A 17,008-nucleotide genomic window follows, 5' to 3' on the forward strand; every position below is an offset into this window, starting at 1 on the left:
GGCGCTCGGTTGCGCCGGTGCCTCCCACGCAAAAACAGGTGAATATGCCCGATATCGACAGGCCCAACTTTCAGGATCGGCGCGATTTCATGAAGAGCGCCGGTCTCGCGGCGACGGGTTTCGCGGCGCTGCCGCTGCTGGGCTGCGATACGCAAAGCAGGATGTCGCTCGATCGATCAGGTGCAAGCAAACCTCTTGCCATACCTCGGCTACAGGCCGGAACGATCGAACGGGGCGAGCGTGTCTTTCGCCTCTCCCTCACACCTGGCGAGAAAGAATTCGTGTCCGACACTCCGTCTCCGACAATCGGCATCGATGCATCCTATCTCGGGCCCACCCTCGAAATGCGCCGCGGCGAACAGGTTCGCTTTCACATCGACAACAAGCTTGCCGAAGATGCGACCGTCCACTGGCATGGTTTCGAACTTCCCGCCACAGCGGATGGCGGGCCGCACCAGCTCATACGGCCCGGTGAGCGCTGGAGCCCGTCCTTCGAAATACGCCAGCGCGCTTCGTTATACTGGTATCATTCGCATCTGCATCGCCGGGCCGGACCACAGGTCTATACCGGACTTGCTGCCCCGATCTACGTGCGCGACGAGGAAGAGGATCGCCTCGATCTGCCGAGCCGGTACGGTGTAGATGACATACCGCTCGTCGTGCAGGATCGCGTGATCGACGGCGCGGGCCGCCTTGTTTACCCGCTCGATATGCACTCGCGGATGATGGGGGTGATGGGTGAGCGCATCTATGTGAACGGAACGGCCAATGCCGTTTTCGAGGCGGCCGCCGGTCCGCTGCGCCTGCGGCTTCTCAATGGATCGAATGCGCGGTTCTACACCTTCTCGCTCGAAGGTGATCGTCCGATGCAACTCATCGCAAGCGATGGCGGCCTGCTTGCCGCGCCAAGCGAGGTTCGCAGTCTTACCCTTGCCCCAGGCGAACGCGCACAAGTGATCGTCGATCTTTCCGAAGGGCGCCCGCTCCGGCTGATTGCCAGCAGCCCTGCTAACGCCATGGGCATGATGGGCGGGCAAGGCGGGGGTATGATGGGCGGCGGAATGATGGGAAACCGGACCGGTCGCGAGAGGCAGGGCCGCACATTTTCCATCCTCGATATGCGCCCCTCCGGCTCGTCGACTCCAGTGATGCTCCCGCCCACCCTCGCCGCGCTAGCCGCGCCAGACCCCTCGCTCGCCGTTCGCAGCCGCCGTTTCGTACTCGATATGGGCATGATGGGTCGGGGTATGTCGATCAACGGCCAGACCATGGACATGGATGTCATCAATCAGCGCGTACCGGTGGGTCAGTGGGAAATATGGGAAATCGCCAACGCATCGATGATGGCGCATCCCTTTCATATTCATAACGTGCAGTTCCGCTTGCTCGACCGGGACGGCCGGCCTCCGCGGGCGGAAGAGGCGGGCTTCAAGGACACCGTTATCGTCAACCCGCGTGAACAGGTCAGGCTGCTGCTACGGTTCGAAGAGAATACCGATCCCGACACTCCCTACATGTATCACTGTCATATCCTCGAGCACGAGGACGCAGGCATGATGGGGCAGTTCGTGGTCACGGCCAGTTAGGGGAGAACGACAGATGAGCGATGGGCACAATGCGATCGAGGGTACGGCGACCGACCCCGTTTGCGGAATGAGCGTGAAGATGGACGGCGCCCGCTTCATCGATCGACACAAGGGTGGCGACCATTACTTCTGCTCCTCGCGCTGCCTCGACAAGTTCCGCGCGGATCCGGAGATGTATCTTTCAAAGGCGCACCTCGATGCTGTCGAGGATGTCCCGGAAGGTACGATATACACCTGTCCGATGCATCCGGAGATCCGGCAGCCGGGGCCGGGCTCCTGCCCGATATGCGGGATGGCCCTCGAACCCGAAACGGTCACCTTGAACGAGGGTCCCGATCCCGAACTGGTCGACATGCGGCGAAGGTTCTGGTGGAGCGCGCTCTTCACCCTGCCGCTCTTCGCTTATGCGATGGGCGACATGATCCCGTCGCGACCGTTCGATCAGATCATCGAACCCGCTTCCGCGCAGTGGCTGCAGCTTCTGCTGGCCACTCCGGTGGTGCTTTGGGGCGGCTGGCCCTTCTTCACCCGCGCGCTGCAATCAGTCCGAACCATGAACCTCAACATGTTCACCCTGATCGGCTTCGGCGTTGCCATCGCTTATCTGTTCAGCCTTGTGGCAACCCTCGCCCCGGACATCTTTCCCGAGGCATTCCGCGATCATGCGGGCCGGGTCGGCGTCTATTACGAGGCCGCAGCGGTTATCACGACCCTCGTGCTGCTCGGGCAGGTGCTCGAGCTCAAGGCGCGCGGATCGACATCGAGCGCCTTGCGAGCGCTTCTCGAACTCGCACCCCCGACCGCGATGAAGATCTTCGGTCGCGGGGACGAGCGCGAAGTACCGCTCGATGAATTGACGTCGGGGGACCTGCTGCGCGTGCGTCCGGGCGACAAGGTCCCCGTCGATGGCACGCTCGAGGATGGAAGCAGTGCCATCGACGAATCCATGATCAGTGGCGAACCCATTCCCGTCAAGAAAAGCGCTGGCGATCCCGTGATCGGGGGCACTGTCAACCAGACCGGCAGCTTCACCATGCGCGCGACGCAGGTCGGCGCGGACACCATGCTCTCGAAGATCGTGCAGATGGTGGCGGAGGCGCAGCGCAGCCGGGCACCGATCCAGCGGCTCGCCGACCAGGTCACCGGATGGTTCGTACCCATCGTCGTCCTTGTCGCTATCGTGAGTTTTGTCGTCTGGGCCATCTGGGGACCGGCACCGGCCCTTGCCTACGCGCTCGTCAACGCGGTCGCCGTTCTGATCATCGCGTGTCCCTGCGCGCTCGGACTGGCGACGCCGATGTCGATCATGACCGGTACCGGCAAGGGCGCGCAGCACGGGATCCTGATCAAGAACGCCGAAGCGCTCGAAACGCTGGAAAAGATCGATACGCTGGTCGTCGACAAGACCGGAACGCTGACCCGGGGCAAGCCTGATCTTGTCGACGTAAAACCGCAGCCAAATTTCGACGAGCAGGAATTGCTGAGCCTTGTCGCTGCCGTTGAGAGAGGAAGCGAGCATCCGCTCGCCCACGCGATCGTGGAAGGGGCTCAAAACAGGGGCGCTGCCATTCTCGACGCTTCCGATATCGAATCCGTGACCGGCGAAGGTATCCAGGCAAATGTCGACAAGCGCCTGGTCGCGATCGGGAATGAAAAGATGATGGAGCGTATGGGGGCGCTCGAAGAAGGCTGGCGGTCAACGGCGGACGAAGGCCGAAGCCTCGGACAGACGGTGATGTTCGTGGCCGTGGACGGGGCACCGGCAGGCCTTATCGCGGTCGCCGATCCGATCAAGGCAACCAGCCGCACCGCTATTGCCGCGTTGCATGAGCGCGGCATCAAGATCGTGATGCTTACCGGCGACAGCGAAGCCACCGCGCGTGCGGTAGCAAGCCAGGTCGGTATCGACGAAGTCGAAGCGAACGTCTCGCCCGAGGACAAACATCGCAAGATCGAGCAGTTGAAGAGCGAGGGTCGCCGGGTCGCTATGGCCGGCGACGGCATAAACGACGCACCCGCGCTTGCCGCTTCGCATGTCGGCATCGCGATGGGAACGGGTACCGATGTCGCGATCGAAAGCGCGGGCGTGACATTGGTGCGCGGCGACCTCGTCGGCGTTGTTCAGGCGCTCGTCCTGTCTCGGGCCACTATGCGCAACATCAGGCAGAACCTGTTCTTTGCCTTTGCGTATAATGCGCTCGGCATACCGGTCGCAGCAGGTGTCCTCTATCCATGGACCGGGTTGCTTTTGAACCCGATGATCGCGGCCGCAGCGATGAGCCTGTCTTCGGTATCGGTGATCGGCAACGCCCTGCGCCTGCGCGGCCTCGCTCTTCCCAAATTCGATACCTGAGCGATGGGGACGGGACGGAGATCGCAGGAGTGACGAATCAGACGATGCAGGATCAGGACCAAATCTCTGAGGAATCGCGCGAATGGCGCGGTGCGCATCCCGCACTCTGGATCGCCATCTTCGGAATTCTCATCGCTTTCGCCTGGGAGATGCTCCAGCTTCCTTTCTACCAGTCGGGAGGTCTGTCGCCTGCCGAGGCAGCACGTCGCTGCGGCCTGGCCTCGTTCGGCGATGCCGGGATCATGGTGGCCGCTTATCTCGGCGCCTCTGTCGGCAGTGGTAAAACGCCGTGGCTCGTAGACTGGCCGATCTCGCGTTTTGTCGTGTTCCTGGGAATCGGCCTGGCCATTACTGCCATGGTCGAAGTGCTGGCTGTCGGTGCCGACTGGGGGTGGTCCTATAGTGCAATCATGCCGCTTGTGCCCGGGACCAAAATCGGCCTGGTACCGATCGTGATGTGGGTCGCGGTTCCCACGGCCACCTTGTGGCTCGCGCGCCGTCTCGGCACCGGACCCCGCTGATCGCAAACCGGGATCTCCTATCCCTCGACAGCTGCCGGCTGCGGTCCCGATGGTGATCGACTTACCCGAAATCCGGCAATCAGGGCCAGCAGCGTGAGCAATTGCGCGCCGATCGTCTCGACAGTCGGGAAGAAGCCGAGTTCGGCGAGGCGCGGCAAGCCGGCAATGAAAGTGGCGGAAAGAACTCCGGCCTCCTGGAAAGCGCCCACGCCCTTGCCCGCGAGAATGACCGCAAGGATCGCAATCAGGATAGCACTGTAGCGGAAGAACTGGGTGATCGGCAGTTTGCGGCTGTAGCGCAGCATGGCCCATGCAATGAGCGCCAGCAGCGCTACTGCGGACAAGGCACCTGCCAGTATGATGCCGCTGCTCTGCGGGTTCCACAGGGCAGCGTAGAACAGGATAGTCTCGAACGCTTCCCGGTAGACGACCACGAATGCAAGACCAAAGAGAAACCATGCCGATCCGCGCGAAAGCGCCTTGCCCATTTTTTCCTGGATATAGCGCCGCCATTCCTCGGCCTGGGATTTGCCATGCATCCAGATCCCGACCGATACGAGAATGACAGCCGCAAGCAGCGCGCCGATCCCTTCGGTCATCTCGCGGCTCGCCCCGCTGATGCTTACGAAGTAGGTTGCTACGACCCAGGTGGCGACACCTGCGAAAAGAGCAGCGATCCACCCACCATGGACATAGGGCAATACCTCGAAGCGCTGCGACTTTTTCACAAAGGCGATCATGGCGATCACAACCAGAATTGCTTCGATCCCCTCGCGCAGGAGAATGGTGAACGCCCCGAGAAAGGTCGAGATTTCGCTGGCCGCCTCAGGAGCCAACGCTTCCTCGGCTCTTGCCAGCAGACTATCGATGCGAGCCCTTAGTTGCTGTAGTTCGGATGGATTCGCACCGGACTCTATTCCGGCCCGGAATTGCCCGAGCGCCTGTTCTACCTCCCGCATCAAACCGCCATCGCGCGTTGCCAGGAGGGCCTCCAGGGGTTCAAACCCGTCGAGATAGGCAGACAGGGCAAGCTGCCGCGCTTCCTCTCGGTTGCCAGCCCGATAAGCTGACAGGCTGCGATCGAGCGTATCGCGAACGAAGGCGAGCGAACCTGCGTCATTTGCCTGTCCCACCGCATCGGGATTGGCGCGAAGATAGGCCATGACGGCGAGCGCACGGTCCTCGCCGATCTGCTCGGCCAGACTTTCCGGTGTGAGCGCGGCGAGCGTCTCGAGATCGGGGACAAGCTGGCGTATGCCATCATCTTCCCGCCAAATACGCTCGCCCTTGGCCACATCTTCAAAAGCAATGCTGCCGGCATGGAATGCAAGCGCCCAGCGATCCTCGTCGGACAGCGATGCGAAGCTGGCCATGGACGTTCCTTCCAGCCCTTGCGTGATGACCTGGTAAAGCCCGAACGCACTGCGCTGCCGCGCCCGGTCGATATCGGTGAAGTCGATCGGCGGGGGATCAAGTGCCTGCATTGCGGCCGGTGGCGCACTTCCGGCGGCGCCGTGACACGAGGCGCAGTTCTGCGCGAAGAGAGTGCGGGCGCGGTCAAGGTCGGGCGCTTGCGAAGGGGCAAGCGGAACCGGGTAGGCTGTCAGCAACGAGGCTGCCAGCGCGCGCGCTAAGCGCCCAACTCGCTCGGCGGGTTCCTTATTGGCGATCAGAGCTCGCAGCTGGTCCGATCGGCGGATGAGTGCTTGATTGTCTTTAGTATCCGGCAATGCAGCGATCTGCCGCGCCACGACATCGGAAAACTCCACCATTTCGCGATATTCGAATTCGTCGGCAACACGTCCCTCGGAAACGGCGGAGGCGTAGTCGACCGCGATATAATCGAGCAGACGCCAGGTGGTTCGCACGTCGGGTTCTTCCGCGTTCGCGGTGACGGACAGACACAGCGCAAGCGCCAGCAGAATGAGCCGCAGTGCCGGATGGACGGTGGCGGAGACGATGCGATGCATGAGGGGTCTCTATATCTGTTGCAATTAATTCGCAATAGCAGGGTGTAGACGGAAATGTATTTCCTCCAACCCCCGATCGCGGGGATATTCTGGAGTTTAGGTAGAGCGCAGTTCGCCACGGGCCTGTTTGGAGACTTCGGCACTTCCCCACACCGCCAGTCCTGCCATGATGCTCGCCACAACCAGATCGGGCCACGCACGGCCGGTGCCGAAAACGCCAATCGCTGCCGCCAGCACGGCGATATTACCGATCGCGTCGTTGCGCGAACAGATCCACACCGAGCGCATGTTCGCATCGCCCGAGCGATACCGGAACAGCATCGCGGCGACGGCGAGATTTACCGCCAGAGCAAGAGAACCGATGGCGCCCATCGTTCCCGGGTCGGGCGACGCCCCGACAAAGAAACCCCAGATGGCCGAGCCGAGCACCCACAGGCCGAAAGCCAGCATGGTCGCCGCCTTTACGAGAGCCGCACGCGCGCGCCAGACGAGCGCCATCCCCGCTACACCGAGACTGATAGCATAGTTTGCCGCATCACCGAGAAAGTCGAGCGCGTCGGCCTGCAAGGCGCGCGAATCCGCAGCAATGCCTGCCACGATCTCCACGCCGAACATGATTGCATTAAGGCCCAGTGCGATCCACAGAATGCGCCGCCATGTCGGATCGTTGTTGTTTGCACCGGCCTCATCGGGGCCGCAGCAGGTCTTTCCCATTTACTCGACTCCTTGCGTCAATCCGCCCTATGCACCTTGTAGTAACTACAAGGTCAAGCGACAGGAGCCTTTGTCATGAGAATTGGTCAACTTGCCCGGATAACCGGCGTCAAATCCGAAACAATCCGCTTCTACGAGCGTGAGGGTATCCTCGCTGCCCCTCCACGCACGCAGGCCAATTATCGCGATTATGGACCAGCAGAGGAAGCGCGCCTTAACTTCATACGGCGCGCGCGTGATCTCGGCTTCTCCATGGCACGCATCAGGGAATTGCTCGATCTCTCCGATGATGCCGACCGGTCCTGCGCGGGCATCGACGCTCTGGCCAGAAGCCATCTCGGCGAGGTCGAGCGCAAGATCGCGAGCCTGGAGGCGTTGCGGACGGAACTTGGGCGTATGATCGCTGCCTGCGAGCAAGACACTGTAGGCGATTGCCGCATCATCGATGCACTTGCGGGTACCGCCGAGCCTTGATGTCCGCGCCTCGTGCGCCAGTTCGGTCAGGCTCGCCAATGCACGGCTTTTGTCGGCCGCCCATAAGAGACTTAACTTCGGGAAAGGCCGACGAGTGCGAAGCTGCCCGTGTCGCCATCCCGGGTCTGTCGAACGGGCTATGATGCCGCCGCAGGCCAGTTCCAGACGGCCATTTTTTCAATGCTCATATCCGCCATAGTGTAGGGGATCCCGCCGACGCCAAGCCCGGAGCGGCGCAGCCCTGCAAAAGGCATCCAGTCCACGCGGAATGCCGTATGGTCGTTCACCATCACAGCCGATCCCGCCAGAGACTGTATGCAATGATTGGCGATTGACAGCCGATCGCTGAATACAGCGGCCTGAAAGGCGTAAGGCAGGGCATTGGCCTGCTCGATAGCCAGGTCGATATCGTCATAGCCATACACGCAGATCACGGGGCCGAAGATTTCTTCCCGGGATATCTTGGCACTTTCGGGAGGATCGACAATGACGGTCGGGGAGAAAAGAGTGTCACTCAGACGGCTTCCCCCGCACACCAGGGTGCCTCCTGCTGCGATGGCTTCATCGACCCAGCGTTCGACGCGGTCAACTTCCTCCGTTCGGATCAGGGGTCCGCATTGGGTCTCAGCATCGGCGGGATCGCCCACTACCAGCTTTTCGGCAGCTCGCCTTAGGTCATGAGCGAAGTCTTTCAATTCTGCAGCAGGGACGTACACGCGCTGCACGGAAACGCAGACCTGACCCGAATGATAGAACCCGCCTTTGAGCAACGAGGCGATCACTGCTGCGCGCTCCACGCCGCTGTCCACGATTACCGGCGCCGCGCCGCCGTGCTCGAGAGCAATGCGGGTTCCCGGCGCCAGCTTCGAGCGAAGCATCCAGCCGATCTTCGCAGAACCGATGAATGAGAAGAACTCCGTGCGCGGATCGGTTACCATTCTTTCGGCAATATCGTTGCCGCAAGGTGCGAACCGGCACCAGGCCTCGGGCAGGCCGGCTTCATGAAGAATGCTCACGAAGCTCTGGCATGACAGAGGCGTTTCCAGCGCAGGCTTGATGAGAACGGGGCACCCGGCTGCTACCGCCGGTCCAACCTGATGGACGATCAGGTTGAGGGGGTGATTGAATGCCGAGATCGCCACGACAGGACCGATCGGTTCGCGGAATGTATATGCCGTCCTTCCCGCACCCGCTTCTGTCAGGTCCATGGGGATCTTGTGACCGCCGCCATCGCTGAGCGCCTGAACGCACAAGTCGACGCTGTTGATTGCGCGACTGGCTTCCACGCGCGCATCGACCAGCGGTTTGCCGCCCTCCCTGACGATCTGGAGAGCCAGATCCTCGGCTCGTTCGCGCATGATATCCGCAGCCCGCCGGAGGATGGCGATACGCTCGTGCACGGCAAGCCAGCCATGGCGGTCGCGGTGGAGCAACTGCGCTTCATTCAGCCATTCATCGATTTGAGCCCAGTCGACAAGCGCTACTTCTGCAATCGGCGAGCGGTCGAAGGGATTGTGAACGATCGTTTTCATAGCTCGCACACCTTTGCGCCGAGTTCGTCGATCAGCACCTTCTTGTTTTCGGAATAATCGACGGGCAGGTCGACAAGGTGCACGCCGCCAGCCTCGAATGCGGCGTTCAGGACCGAAACCAGATCCGCGCTTCGCTCGACACGGTGGCCGGTCGCTCCATAGCTTTGTGCGTAGGTGACAAAGTCGGGATTGGAAAAGGTCAGGCCGTAGTCCGGAAAGCCAAGCTGGTCCTGCTTCCAGCGGATCATCCCGTATGCTGCATCATTCAGAACGAGAACGACAAGGTTCAGTCCAAGCCTGACGGCCGTTTCCAGTTCCTGCGAGTTCATCATGAACCCGCCATCGCCGCATACCGCGAGCACTCTGCGCCCCGGCGCCAGCATCGCAGCCATCATGGCCGATGGAAGGCCCGCGCCCATCGTCGCCAATGCATTGTCGAGCAGGATGGTGCCAGGCTCGTGGGCGATGTAGTTTCTGGCGAACCAGATCTTGTAGATGCCGTTGTCGAGCGCAACGATATCATCGCGCGCCATTACGCTGCGTACGTCGGCAACCACGCGCTGGGGGACCATCGGAAAACGTTCGTCGTCGCTGGTCTCGGAGATGTGCGAAGCAATCTCGTGATGCAGGGCGGTATAATAGCTGCGGTCGCACTGCAGCTTGCCATCGAGGCGGCTTCCCAGCCGCTCGACCGATCCGGCGATGTCGCCGATGACTTCGAGCTGCGGGAAGTAGACCTGATCGACTTCAGCCGCCTTGTAATTGATATGGATGACGGTCTGACCGTCCGGCTCCATGAAGAAGGGCGGCTTCTCCACCACGTCGTGACCGATATTGACGATCAGATCGGCCTTCTCGATCGCGCAGTGAACATAATCGCCCGACGATAGCGCCGCAGTGCCCAGATAGAGTTCGCTATCTTCATCGACCACGCCCTTGCCCATCTGGGTGTCGAAGAAGGGAAAGCCGGTATCAGACACGAATTTGCGCAACGCTTTCGAAGCGCGGCGGCGGTTCGCTCCAGCTCCGATCAATAGCAAGGGCCGTTCCGCAGCAAGAATACGCCGGGCCGCTTCGTCGAGCGCAGCATCTCCGGCGACCGCATAACGCCTGTCATGCGGCGGTATGACCGGTTCGATCGTTTCCTCTTCAGCGATATCTTCGGGCAGTTCCAGGAGGACGGCTCCGGGTCTTTCTTCCTGCGCCAGACGGAACCCTTCGCGAACGAGCGAGGGAATGCGATTGCCGTTCACGATCTGGGTCGAAGCCTTGCAGAGCGGCGTAAACAGGGAAACGACGTCGACAATCTGGAACTGGGCCTGTTTCGAGGTCTTGATCGGTTTCTGCCCGGTAATAATGACGAGCGGAAAGGCCCCGAGCGCGGCATAGGCCGCCGGTGTGGTCAGGTTCGTGGCACCAGGCCCGAGCGTTGCCAGGCACACACCTGCCTTGCCGGTCAGGCGGCCATAGGTCGCCGCCATGAAGCCAGCGCCCTGTTCGTGACGGGCCAGAACCAGCGTGATGGCGGAAGTTCGCAGCGATTCCAGGAGATCCAGGTTCTCTTCGCCTGGAACGGCGAAAACATATTCGACTCCCTCGGCTTCGAGTGCGGCGACCATGAGATCGGATGCTTTCATTCGTTGGTCCTCATTTTACGAGTTGCAGGGCGGTTCATGCCGTGCGCTACCAAGCTGCTTGCCCACAGCGACCGACCCGATCGCCGCGCTTGTCAATGGTCGTGGTCATGGTGATGGTTCTTCTCGACCTGATGGTCCGGGATCATGTCCGGATCACAGTCCGCAGCGAGACAGGCTTCGAACGTTGCATGGGCGATGGCGTGCTGCGTCTCGAGCATACCGCGAGCCCGCGCCTTCACATCCTCGAAAGCCTGCAACGAAGATTCGGCAGGAACGATATGCGCCTCAAGCGCGCGATAATGCTCGCTGATGCTCCAGATATGGACGTGATGGACGTCGGCCACGCCTTCTGTGTCACGCAGGTCGCACACAATGCGATCGAACTCGCTTTCGTCCGGCACCGCACCCATCAAGAGCCGCACCGTGCGAGGCAACAAAGTGACGCCTTGCCAGATCACATAGGCAGCAATGACCACGGTGATGATCAGATCGGCGATATAAAGTTCGTATCGCAGAATGAGTACGCCAGCCACGATCACACCGACCGAAGCCAGCGCATCGGACACATTGTGCAGAAAGGCGGCTTTCATGTTGAGGGAGTTTTTCGAGCTGGCGTAGACCATCACCGCCGTAACCACGTCGATCACCAACGCTATCCCGGCGACCCAGATTACGGTCCACCCCTCAACGGGTTGAGGGTCTGCGAAACGGTTGATCGCCTCGACGAGCAGATAGAAGCCGATGATAAGCAAAGTCGTCAGATTGATGAGAGCTGCCACGACTTCCGCACGAGCATAGCCGAAGGTCATAAGCTTGTCGGCTGGCCGGCGCCCGATCCGCCTCGCAAACAGAGCCAGTCCAAGCGATGCCGCGTCGCTGAAGTTGTGCAGCGCATCGGCGATCAGTGCGAGCGAACCCGACAATATCCCCCCGATGATCTGGGCAACAGTCAGCAGGACGTTGAGGGCGACGGCCAATACAAGGCGGCCGTCGCTCATGTTCTCTTCGCCGTGACTGTGCCCGGCATGACCGCCGGATTGTGCCATTACCTGCCTCCTTTTTCTCTTCTCTTGGTCGTCGTAACGGACTGCGCGGGGGAATGCTGGAACGTGCTGTTCGAAACATCGAGTTCGCGCGACAGTTCTCCAAGCGCCGAGATCGCGAGGCCGAGCAGGGCGAATCCTCCGACAAATGCCGGGAGCGTCATGTGATTGGCGGCGACCGATCCGGTTCCCATGCGAAGCAGCGCGCGCGCCGATGCAACTATAAGAAAGCCCGGGATAATAGCCGCTAGCCAACCTCGCCCGCTGTCGGTGAATCCGTGCAGCGCCCAAAAGGTCAAGAGAGCGATGCCGATGAAAAGCAGGGAAAAGAGGACAAGTAGCGCAAGCTGGTCCATCCTGCTCACTTGGGCGGATCGGTATTCATCGATCGCCTGGCGTCCTATTTCCAGGTTCGCAAAAACAAGCGCTGCAGACACCGCCACTGCTGTCGTCGCGGATGCCGCAGCGGCAGCACCCAAGAGAACGCTGTAAGGCAGGATTTCGAACGCAATCGACACCGAGATGCGACGAACCAGGGTTGGCCTATCGAAACATCGCTCGGGTCCGTCATCACCCCGTCTGAGTCTTGCGTATCGGCCAAGCTCGCTGAAAAGCAGAAGTAGCAGCCCGCCCGCCAGCATCAAACCAGTGAGTGCCCAGCGGGTGAGAGGGGATTGTCCCAGCGGAAGAGTTAGCAAGACGGCAAGGGCTGTAAAGGCACCCGAAACGCCGCCTGGCAGGAGCGGATGCAGGAAGTTCCAATTGCCTTTCGCCAATTTGCCGCCAATCATGACCCCGATGCCTGCTAGCATCGCCAGGACAAGGACCCGCGAAAGGTCCTGCGCGGCAAACAAAGTATCGAATAGCGTCAATTCCTTTTCTCGCCGTGGACGGTCCCCGCCTCCTCATGCACATCCATATGCGTATCGCGCAGGATCTGCACTCCGCCGTAGAGCGCTATGCAGGCGACCGCTATTCCGACCACCAGATCGGGCCAGTTGGCACCGGTAATCAGCACAACGATGCCGGCGATGATGATCCCGCCATTGGAGATGAAGTCGTTGAAGCTGAACGTTGTCGCCGCCCGCATATTGACGTCCTTGTTCTCCATCTTCTGCAACAGGCGCAGGCAGTAGAGATTCACCAATCCCGCGACGAACGCCATCGCCATCATCAGCATGCCGCCCGGATCGGAACCTTCCACGAACCGACGGTAAGCATCGAAAATGACCCCAGCAGAGAAGATCAGCAGCATGATGCCGGAGAAGCGCGCGGCTCCGCGCTTCCAGGTCCGCGAGCGGGTTAGCGCAAGCAGGCTGAGCGCATAGACGATTGCATCCGATGAATTATCGAGGCCGTTTGCCAACAGCGCGTTGGAATCGGCAAAATACCCGACCGCGAAAAAGCCGATCGCGATGGCCACGTTAAGCCACAGGACAACCCACAGGGTCTTGCGCTTTTCAGGCGACCCGACATCGACCTCATGACCGCCACTCATGCTGCGTCCTCCCCGGTTCGTACCCAGCTTTCGGCATGACTACGCTGTGATGGTTGGAAGAACTTCATTTCGGCGCGGAAGAGCGACGATGACATCTCCGTGCCCCACTCTTCCCATTTGCTGTCACCGATTATGGCGATCCGGCCGAAACAATCCTTATGCCGGACGTCGAACTTGAGATCGCGCCAGAGACCTCCGAGGTCCCAGCCCGAAAAATCAGGCGCGAGCTCGATTACCATCGGGACGGTGCCGGCCTCGCGCTCCGCGATACGTTCGAATTGGGGAACAAAGCGGTTATAGTCTTCATCCTCCAGCCTGCCTCCGGCGCGTATCCAGAGCAGTCCGTTCTCTTCCTTCAGTGCCAGCACCGTATTCTCCTTTCCCGATCGGTCATGCGATGTCCTTCAGTTCGCGCTCTTCATCGCTCGTCACATTGCGACGCAGACGGTCCCACCACTTCTCGCGCCAGCTTCGCTCGTCGTCGGAACTGTGCAGTACGAGCCGCGCGATCGCGGGAAGGACGAACAGCGTGAGTGCGGTCGCAGTGATCAGGCCGCCAATGACGACCGTAGCCAAAGGACGCTGCACTTCGGCCCCTGTTCCGGTTGCAAGAGCCATGGGTACAAAGCCGAGTGAGGCCACCAGCGCGGTCATCAACACCGGTCGCAGGCGCGCGAGCGCGCCATCTGCGATCGCGTCATCAAGTGGCATACCACTTTCAAGACGCTGCCGGATCGCGGTCATCATGACGAGACCGTTGAGCACAGCCACACCCGACAGGGCAATAAAGCCGACCGCCGCCGATACCGAGAAGGGCATGCCTCTCAACACGAGGGCAAACACACCGCCCGCCAAGGCCATCGGGATGGCGCTGAACACCGCCAGGGCCGGAACCCATCCACCAAGCGCCATGTACAGCAGGAGCAGGACAACGGCGAAGCAGATGGGCACCACGATCGCGAGCCGAGCCTGCGCTTCCTGCAGGTTCTGATACTGCCCGCCCCACTCGATGAAGGAGGCAGGGGGCAGATCGACCTGGGCCGAAACACCTTCCTGCGCTTCTTCGACAAAGGAACCGAGATCGCGTTCGCGGACGTTGGCGGAAACGATGACGAGCCGGCGACCCTGTTCGCGCCGGACTTCGGCGAGACCATCGACGACCTCAAAATCGGCCAGCGTTCGCAGCGGAACCGTGACGCCGTTTTCGAGGACGATCGGCAGGGCTCCTAGCTGGTCGAAATCGTCGCGCGTTGCGTCTGCCAAGCGTACGACGACATCGAAGCGGCGGTCGCCTTCGAACACCAGGCCCGCCGGTCGGCCGCCAAGGGCGATGGCAACGGATTGCGCCACGTCCTCGACCGTGAGACCGTACCGCGCGATGGTGGGACGATCGAAAGCGATGTCGAGCGTCGGAAAGCCCGTCACCTGCTGCACCTTTACATCGGCCGCACCCTCGACACCGCGAAGTACGCCTGCAACGTCGCCCGCCGCTTCGGTCAGTGCGGTGAGATCGTCGCCGTACAGCTTGACCGCCACATCGCCGCGTACGCCTGCGATCAGTTCGTTGAAACGTAGTTCGATAGGCTGACTGAACTCGTACAGGTTCCCGACAAGACCGCCAAGTGCACTCTCCATCTCGCCAACGAGTTCATCCTTTGGCAAATCCGGGTCTGGCCACTCCTCACGCGGTTTCAGAATGACATAGGCATCCGATGCGTTGGGCGGCATGGGATCGCTGGCGACTTCTGCCGTACCGGTTCGCGAGAAGACCAGCTCGACCTGCGGAAACTCCTCGAGCCTGTCTTCGACCCGCCGCTGCATCGCCAAGGATCGTTCGAGTGAGGTCGAAGGAATCCGAAGCGATTGCACCGCTATGTCGCGCTCGTCGAGCTGGGGAGTGAACTCACTGCCAAGAAAGCCGAACATTATTGCCGCGACAGCAAACAGGCCAGCACCAGCACCGATAACCGGCCAAGGACGCGCAATGGTCTTGCGAATAGCGGGACCGTAGCGATCCTTTGCCATACGGATCGGTTTCACCTCCTTCTCGGTCAGCTTCTTGTTAAGCAGGACCGCAATCATCGCGGGCACGAAGGTGAGTGACAGCACAAAGGCCGAAGCCAGCGCGAGCATGACCGTAATCGCCATTGGCGAAAACGTCTTGCCCTCGACCCCGGTGAAGGTGAGCAGCGGCGCATAGACCAGCAAAATGATTGCCTGTCCGTAGACCGTCGGCTTGATCATCTCCTGCGCGGCAAGCCGCGTCTCGGTAAGGCGTTCGCCCAGGCTGAGCAGCCGGCCTTCGCGATGCTGGCGCGTGGCAAGCCGCGCGACACTGTTCTCGACGATGATCACCGCGCCATCGACGATCAGGCCGAAGTCGAGCGCGCCGAGGCTCATCAAATTGCCCGAGACGCCCAGCCTGTTCATGCCGATGGCCGCCATCAGCATCGAGATCGGGATGACCAGGGCCGCGATAATGGCGGCCCGGATATTGCCGAGCAGGAGGAACAGCACCGCGATAACCAGCAAGGCGCCCTCGACCAGGTTTTTTTCGACCGTGGCGATCGTCGCATCGACAAGCGAAGAGCGGTTATAGACAATTTCTGCCACCACGCCGTCGGGTAGCGATGCGCGCACCTCTTCCAGTCGGTCTGCCGCCTGAGCCGATACGGTGCGGCTGTTCTCACCGCTGCGCATCAACACAGTGCCGACGACCGCTTCGTCGCCATTCAGCGAAGCAGCCCCCGTGCGCAGATCGCCCCCGATTTCGACATTCGCTACATCGCCGATGCGGATGGGCACACCCTCGCGCGTCGCGACGACAGCCTCCTCGATATCGGCGATTCCGCCCAGTCGCGCATCGACGCGAACGAGCAGGGCTTCATCGGCCCGGTCCACGAAATTGGCGCCCGCCGCGAGATTGGCGGCCTCGAGCGCATTGATCAGGGAGTCGAAAGACAGGCCGTAGCCTGTAAGCCGTGCCGGATCGGGCTGAACGAGGAATTGCTTCTCGAAACCGCCGATTGAATCGACCCCGGCCACGCCGTCGATCGAACGCATGAGGGGTGCCACGACCCAGTCCTGCACAGTACGCAGATAGGCAGCCTTGGCGACCTCGCTTTCCAGCCGGTCGCCGCGCTCGGTTATGAAGCTGCCATCTCTCTGCCACCCAGTCCGGCCGCCTGTGGTCGCTCCCTTGCCGCCGGGATGCTCGTATTCGATTGTATACATGAGCACTTCGCCAAGCCCGGTGGAAATTGGCCCCATGGTCGGCTCCGCCCCTTCAGGCAGCGAGGCGCCGATCGGCGCGAGACGTTCGTTCACCTGTTGGCGAGCAAAGTAGATGTCGGTGCCTTCCTCGAAGATGGCGGTGACCTGGCTGAAGCCGTTGCGCGAAATCGATCGGGTCATCTCCAATCCCTCGATCCCGGCAAGCCCGGTTTCGATTGGAAAGGTCACCTGCGTCTCCACCTGAGAAGGCGAAAGCGCAGCCGCGCTGGTATTGATCTGCACCTGTGTGTTGGTGATATCCGGCACCGCGTCGATCGGCAGGCGCAACAGATTGAATGCGCCATAGATTGCCGCGAAAATGGTGAGGACGATAATCGCCCAGCGGAATCGCACGGCAACATCGAGGATCATCCCGATCAGGCCATGGTGATGGCTATTCTCGTCCG

The 17,008-nt window shown here is 61.1% G+C and carries 13 protein-coding genes; 4 read left to right on the forward strand and 9 right to left on the reverse strand.

Annotation, left to right across the window (positions count from 1 at the left end; genetic code table 11):
• The first annotated feature begins 44 nt into the window (after positions 1-44).
• Genes GRI47_RS10940 through GRI47_RS10950 form a run of 3 tightly spaced genes read left to right on the forward strand, consistent with a single transcriptional unit; the run spans position 45 to position 4,460 of the window.
• Positions 45-1,586 carry a multicopper oxidase family protein gene (locus GRI47_RS10940; RefSeq protein WP_160661440.1) on the forward strand — a complete coding sequence of 514 codons (1,542 nt, stop codon included), beginning with the start codon at positions 45-47 and terminating at the stop codon, positions 1,584-1,586.
• A 13-nt stretch (positions 1,587-1,599) separates the two neighbouring features.
• On the forward strand, positions 1,600-3,939 hold the full coding sequence (locus tag GRI47_RS10945; RefSeq protein WP_160661441.1) for a heavy metal translocating P-type ATPase: 2,340 nt from the start codon (positions 1,600-1,602) through the stop codon (positions 3,937-3,939).
• Between the two features lie 29 nt (positions 3,940-3,968).
• A complete protein-coding gene (locus GRI47_RS10950) occupies positions 3,969-4,460 on the forward strand; it encodes a hypothetical protein (protein WP_224801916.1) in 492 nt (163 codons plus the stop codon).
• Positions 4,461-4,477: 17 nt separating this feature from the next.
• On the opposite strand, the gene GRI47_RS10955 is transcribed toward GRI47_RS10950, so the two are convergent.
• Together GRI47_RS10955 and GRI47_RS10960 are read right to left on the reverse strand one after the other, a co-directional pair.
• On the reverse strand, positions 4,478-6,430 hold the full coding sequence (locus GRI47_RS10955) for a cytochrome c/FTR1 family iron permease (protein ID WP_160661442.1): 1,953 nt from the start codon (positions 6,428-6,430) through the stop codon (positions 4,478-4,480).
• Between the two features lie 96 nt (positions 6,431-6,526).
• Positions 6,527-7,144 (reverse strand): cation efflux transmembrane domain-containing protein, encoded by a 618-nt coding sequence (locus GRI47_RS10960; protein ID WP_010240550.1) that lies wholly within the window; start codon positions 7,142-7,144, stop codon positions 6,527-6,529.
• 75 nt (positions 7,145-7,219) lie between these two features.
• Here GRI47_RS10960 and GRI47_RS10965 point away from each other — a divergent pair, with 75 nt between their 5' ends.
• Complete coding sequence (locus GRI47_RS10965; RefSeq protein WP_082347972.1) at positions 7,220-7,618, forward strand: MerR family transcriptional regulator; 399 nt, start codon at positions 7,220-7,222, stop codon at positions 7,616-7,618.
• Positions 7,619-7,755: 137 nt separating this feature from the next.
• On the opposite strand, the gene GRI47_RS10970 is transcribed toward GRI47_RS10965, so the two are convergent.
• From GRI47_RS10970 to GRI47_RS11000, 7 genes are all read right to left on the reverse strand, one after another.
• Complete coding sequence (locus GRI47_RS10970) at positions 7,756-9,150, reverse strand: aldehyde dehydrogenase family protein (RefSeq protein WP_156843021.1); 1,395 nt, start codon at positions 9,148-9,150, stop codon at positions 7,756-7,758.
• A complete protein-coding gene (locus tag GRI47_RS10975; protein WP_156843020.1) occupies positions 9,147-10,787 on the reverse strand; it encodes an acetolactate synthase large subunit in 1,641 nt (546 codons plus the stop codon). The genes GRI47_RS10970 and GRI47_RS10975 overlap by 4 nt, the downstream gene beginning before the upstream one ends.
• Positions 10,788-10,879: 92 nt before the next feature.
• Positions 10,880-11,833: a cation diffusion facilitator family transporter gene (locus GRI47_RS10980; protein WP_156843019.1), complete on the reverse strand. Its 954-nt coding sequence runs from the start codon at positions 11,831-11,833 to the stop codon at positions 10,880-10,882.
• Positions 11,833-12,702 carry a hypothetical protein gene (locus GRI47_RS10985; RefSeq protein ID WP_156843018.1) on the reverse strand — a complete coding sequence of 290 codons (870 nt, stop codon included), beginning with the start codon at positions 12,700-12,702 and terminating at the stop codon, positions 11,833-11,835. The genes GRI47_RS10980 and GRI47_RS10985 overlap by 1 nt, the downstream gene beginning before the upstream one ends.
• Positions 12,699-13,328 carry a cation efflux transmembrane domain-containing protein gene (locus GRI47_RS10990; RefSeq protein WP_156843017.1) on the reverse strand — a complete coding sequence of 210 codons (630 nt, stop codon included), beginning with the start codon at positions 13,326-13,328 and terminating at the stop codon, positions 12,699-12,701. Before GRI47_RS10990 ends, GRI47_RS10985 begins: the two co-directional genes overlap by 4 nt.
• On the reverse strand, positions 13,325-13,696 hold the full coding sequence (locus GRI47_RS10995) for a SpoIIAA family protein (RefSeq protein ID WP_156843016.1): 372 nt from the start codon (positions 13,694-13,696) through the stop codon (positions 13,325-13,327). Before GRI47_RS10995 ends, GRI47_RS10990 begins: the two co-directional genes overlap by 4 nt.
• Before the next feature lie 22 nt (positions 13,697-13,718).
• Positions 13,719-16,982 carry an efflux RND transporter permease subunit gene (locus GRI47_RS11000; RefSeq protein WP_156843026.1) on the reverse strand — a complete coding sequence of 1,088 codons (3,264 nt, stop codon included), beginning with the start codon at positions 16,980-16,982 and terminating at the stop codon, positions 13,719-13,721.
• Between the last annotated feature and the right edge of the window lie 26 nt (positions 16,983-17,008).

The sequence above is a fragment of the Qipengyuania pelagi genome (assembly GCF_009827295.1).
In the GTDB taxonomy this organism is placed as follows: Bacteria; Pseudomonadota; Alphaproteobacteria; order Sphingomonadales; family Sphingomonadaceae; genus Qipengyuania; species Qipengyuania pelagi.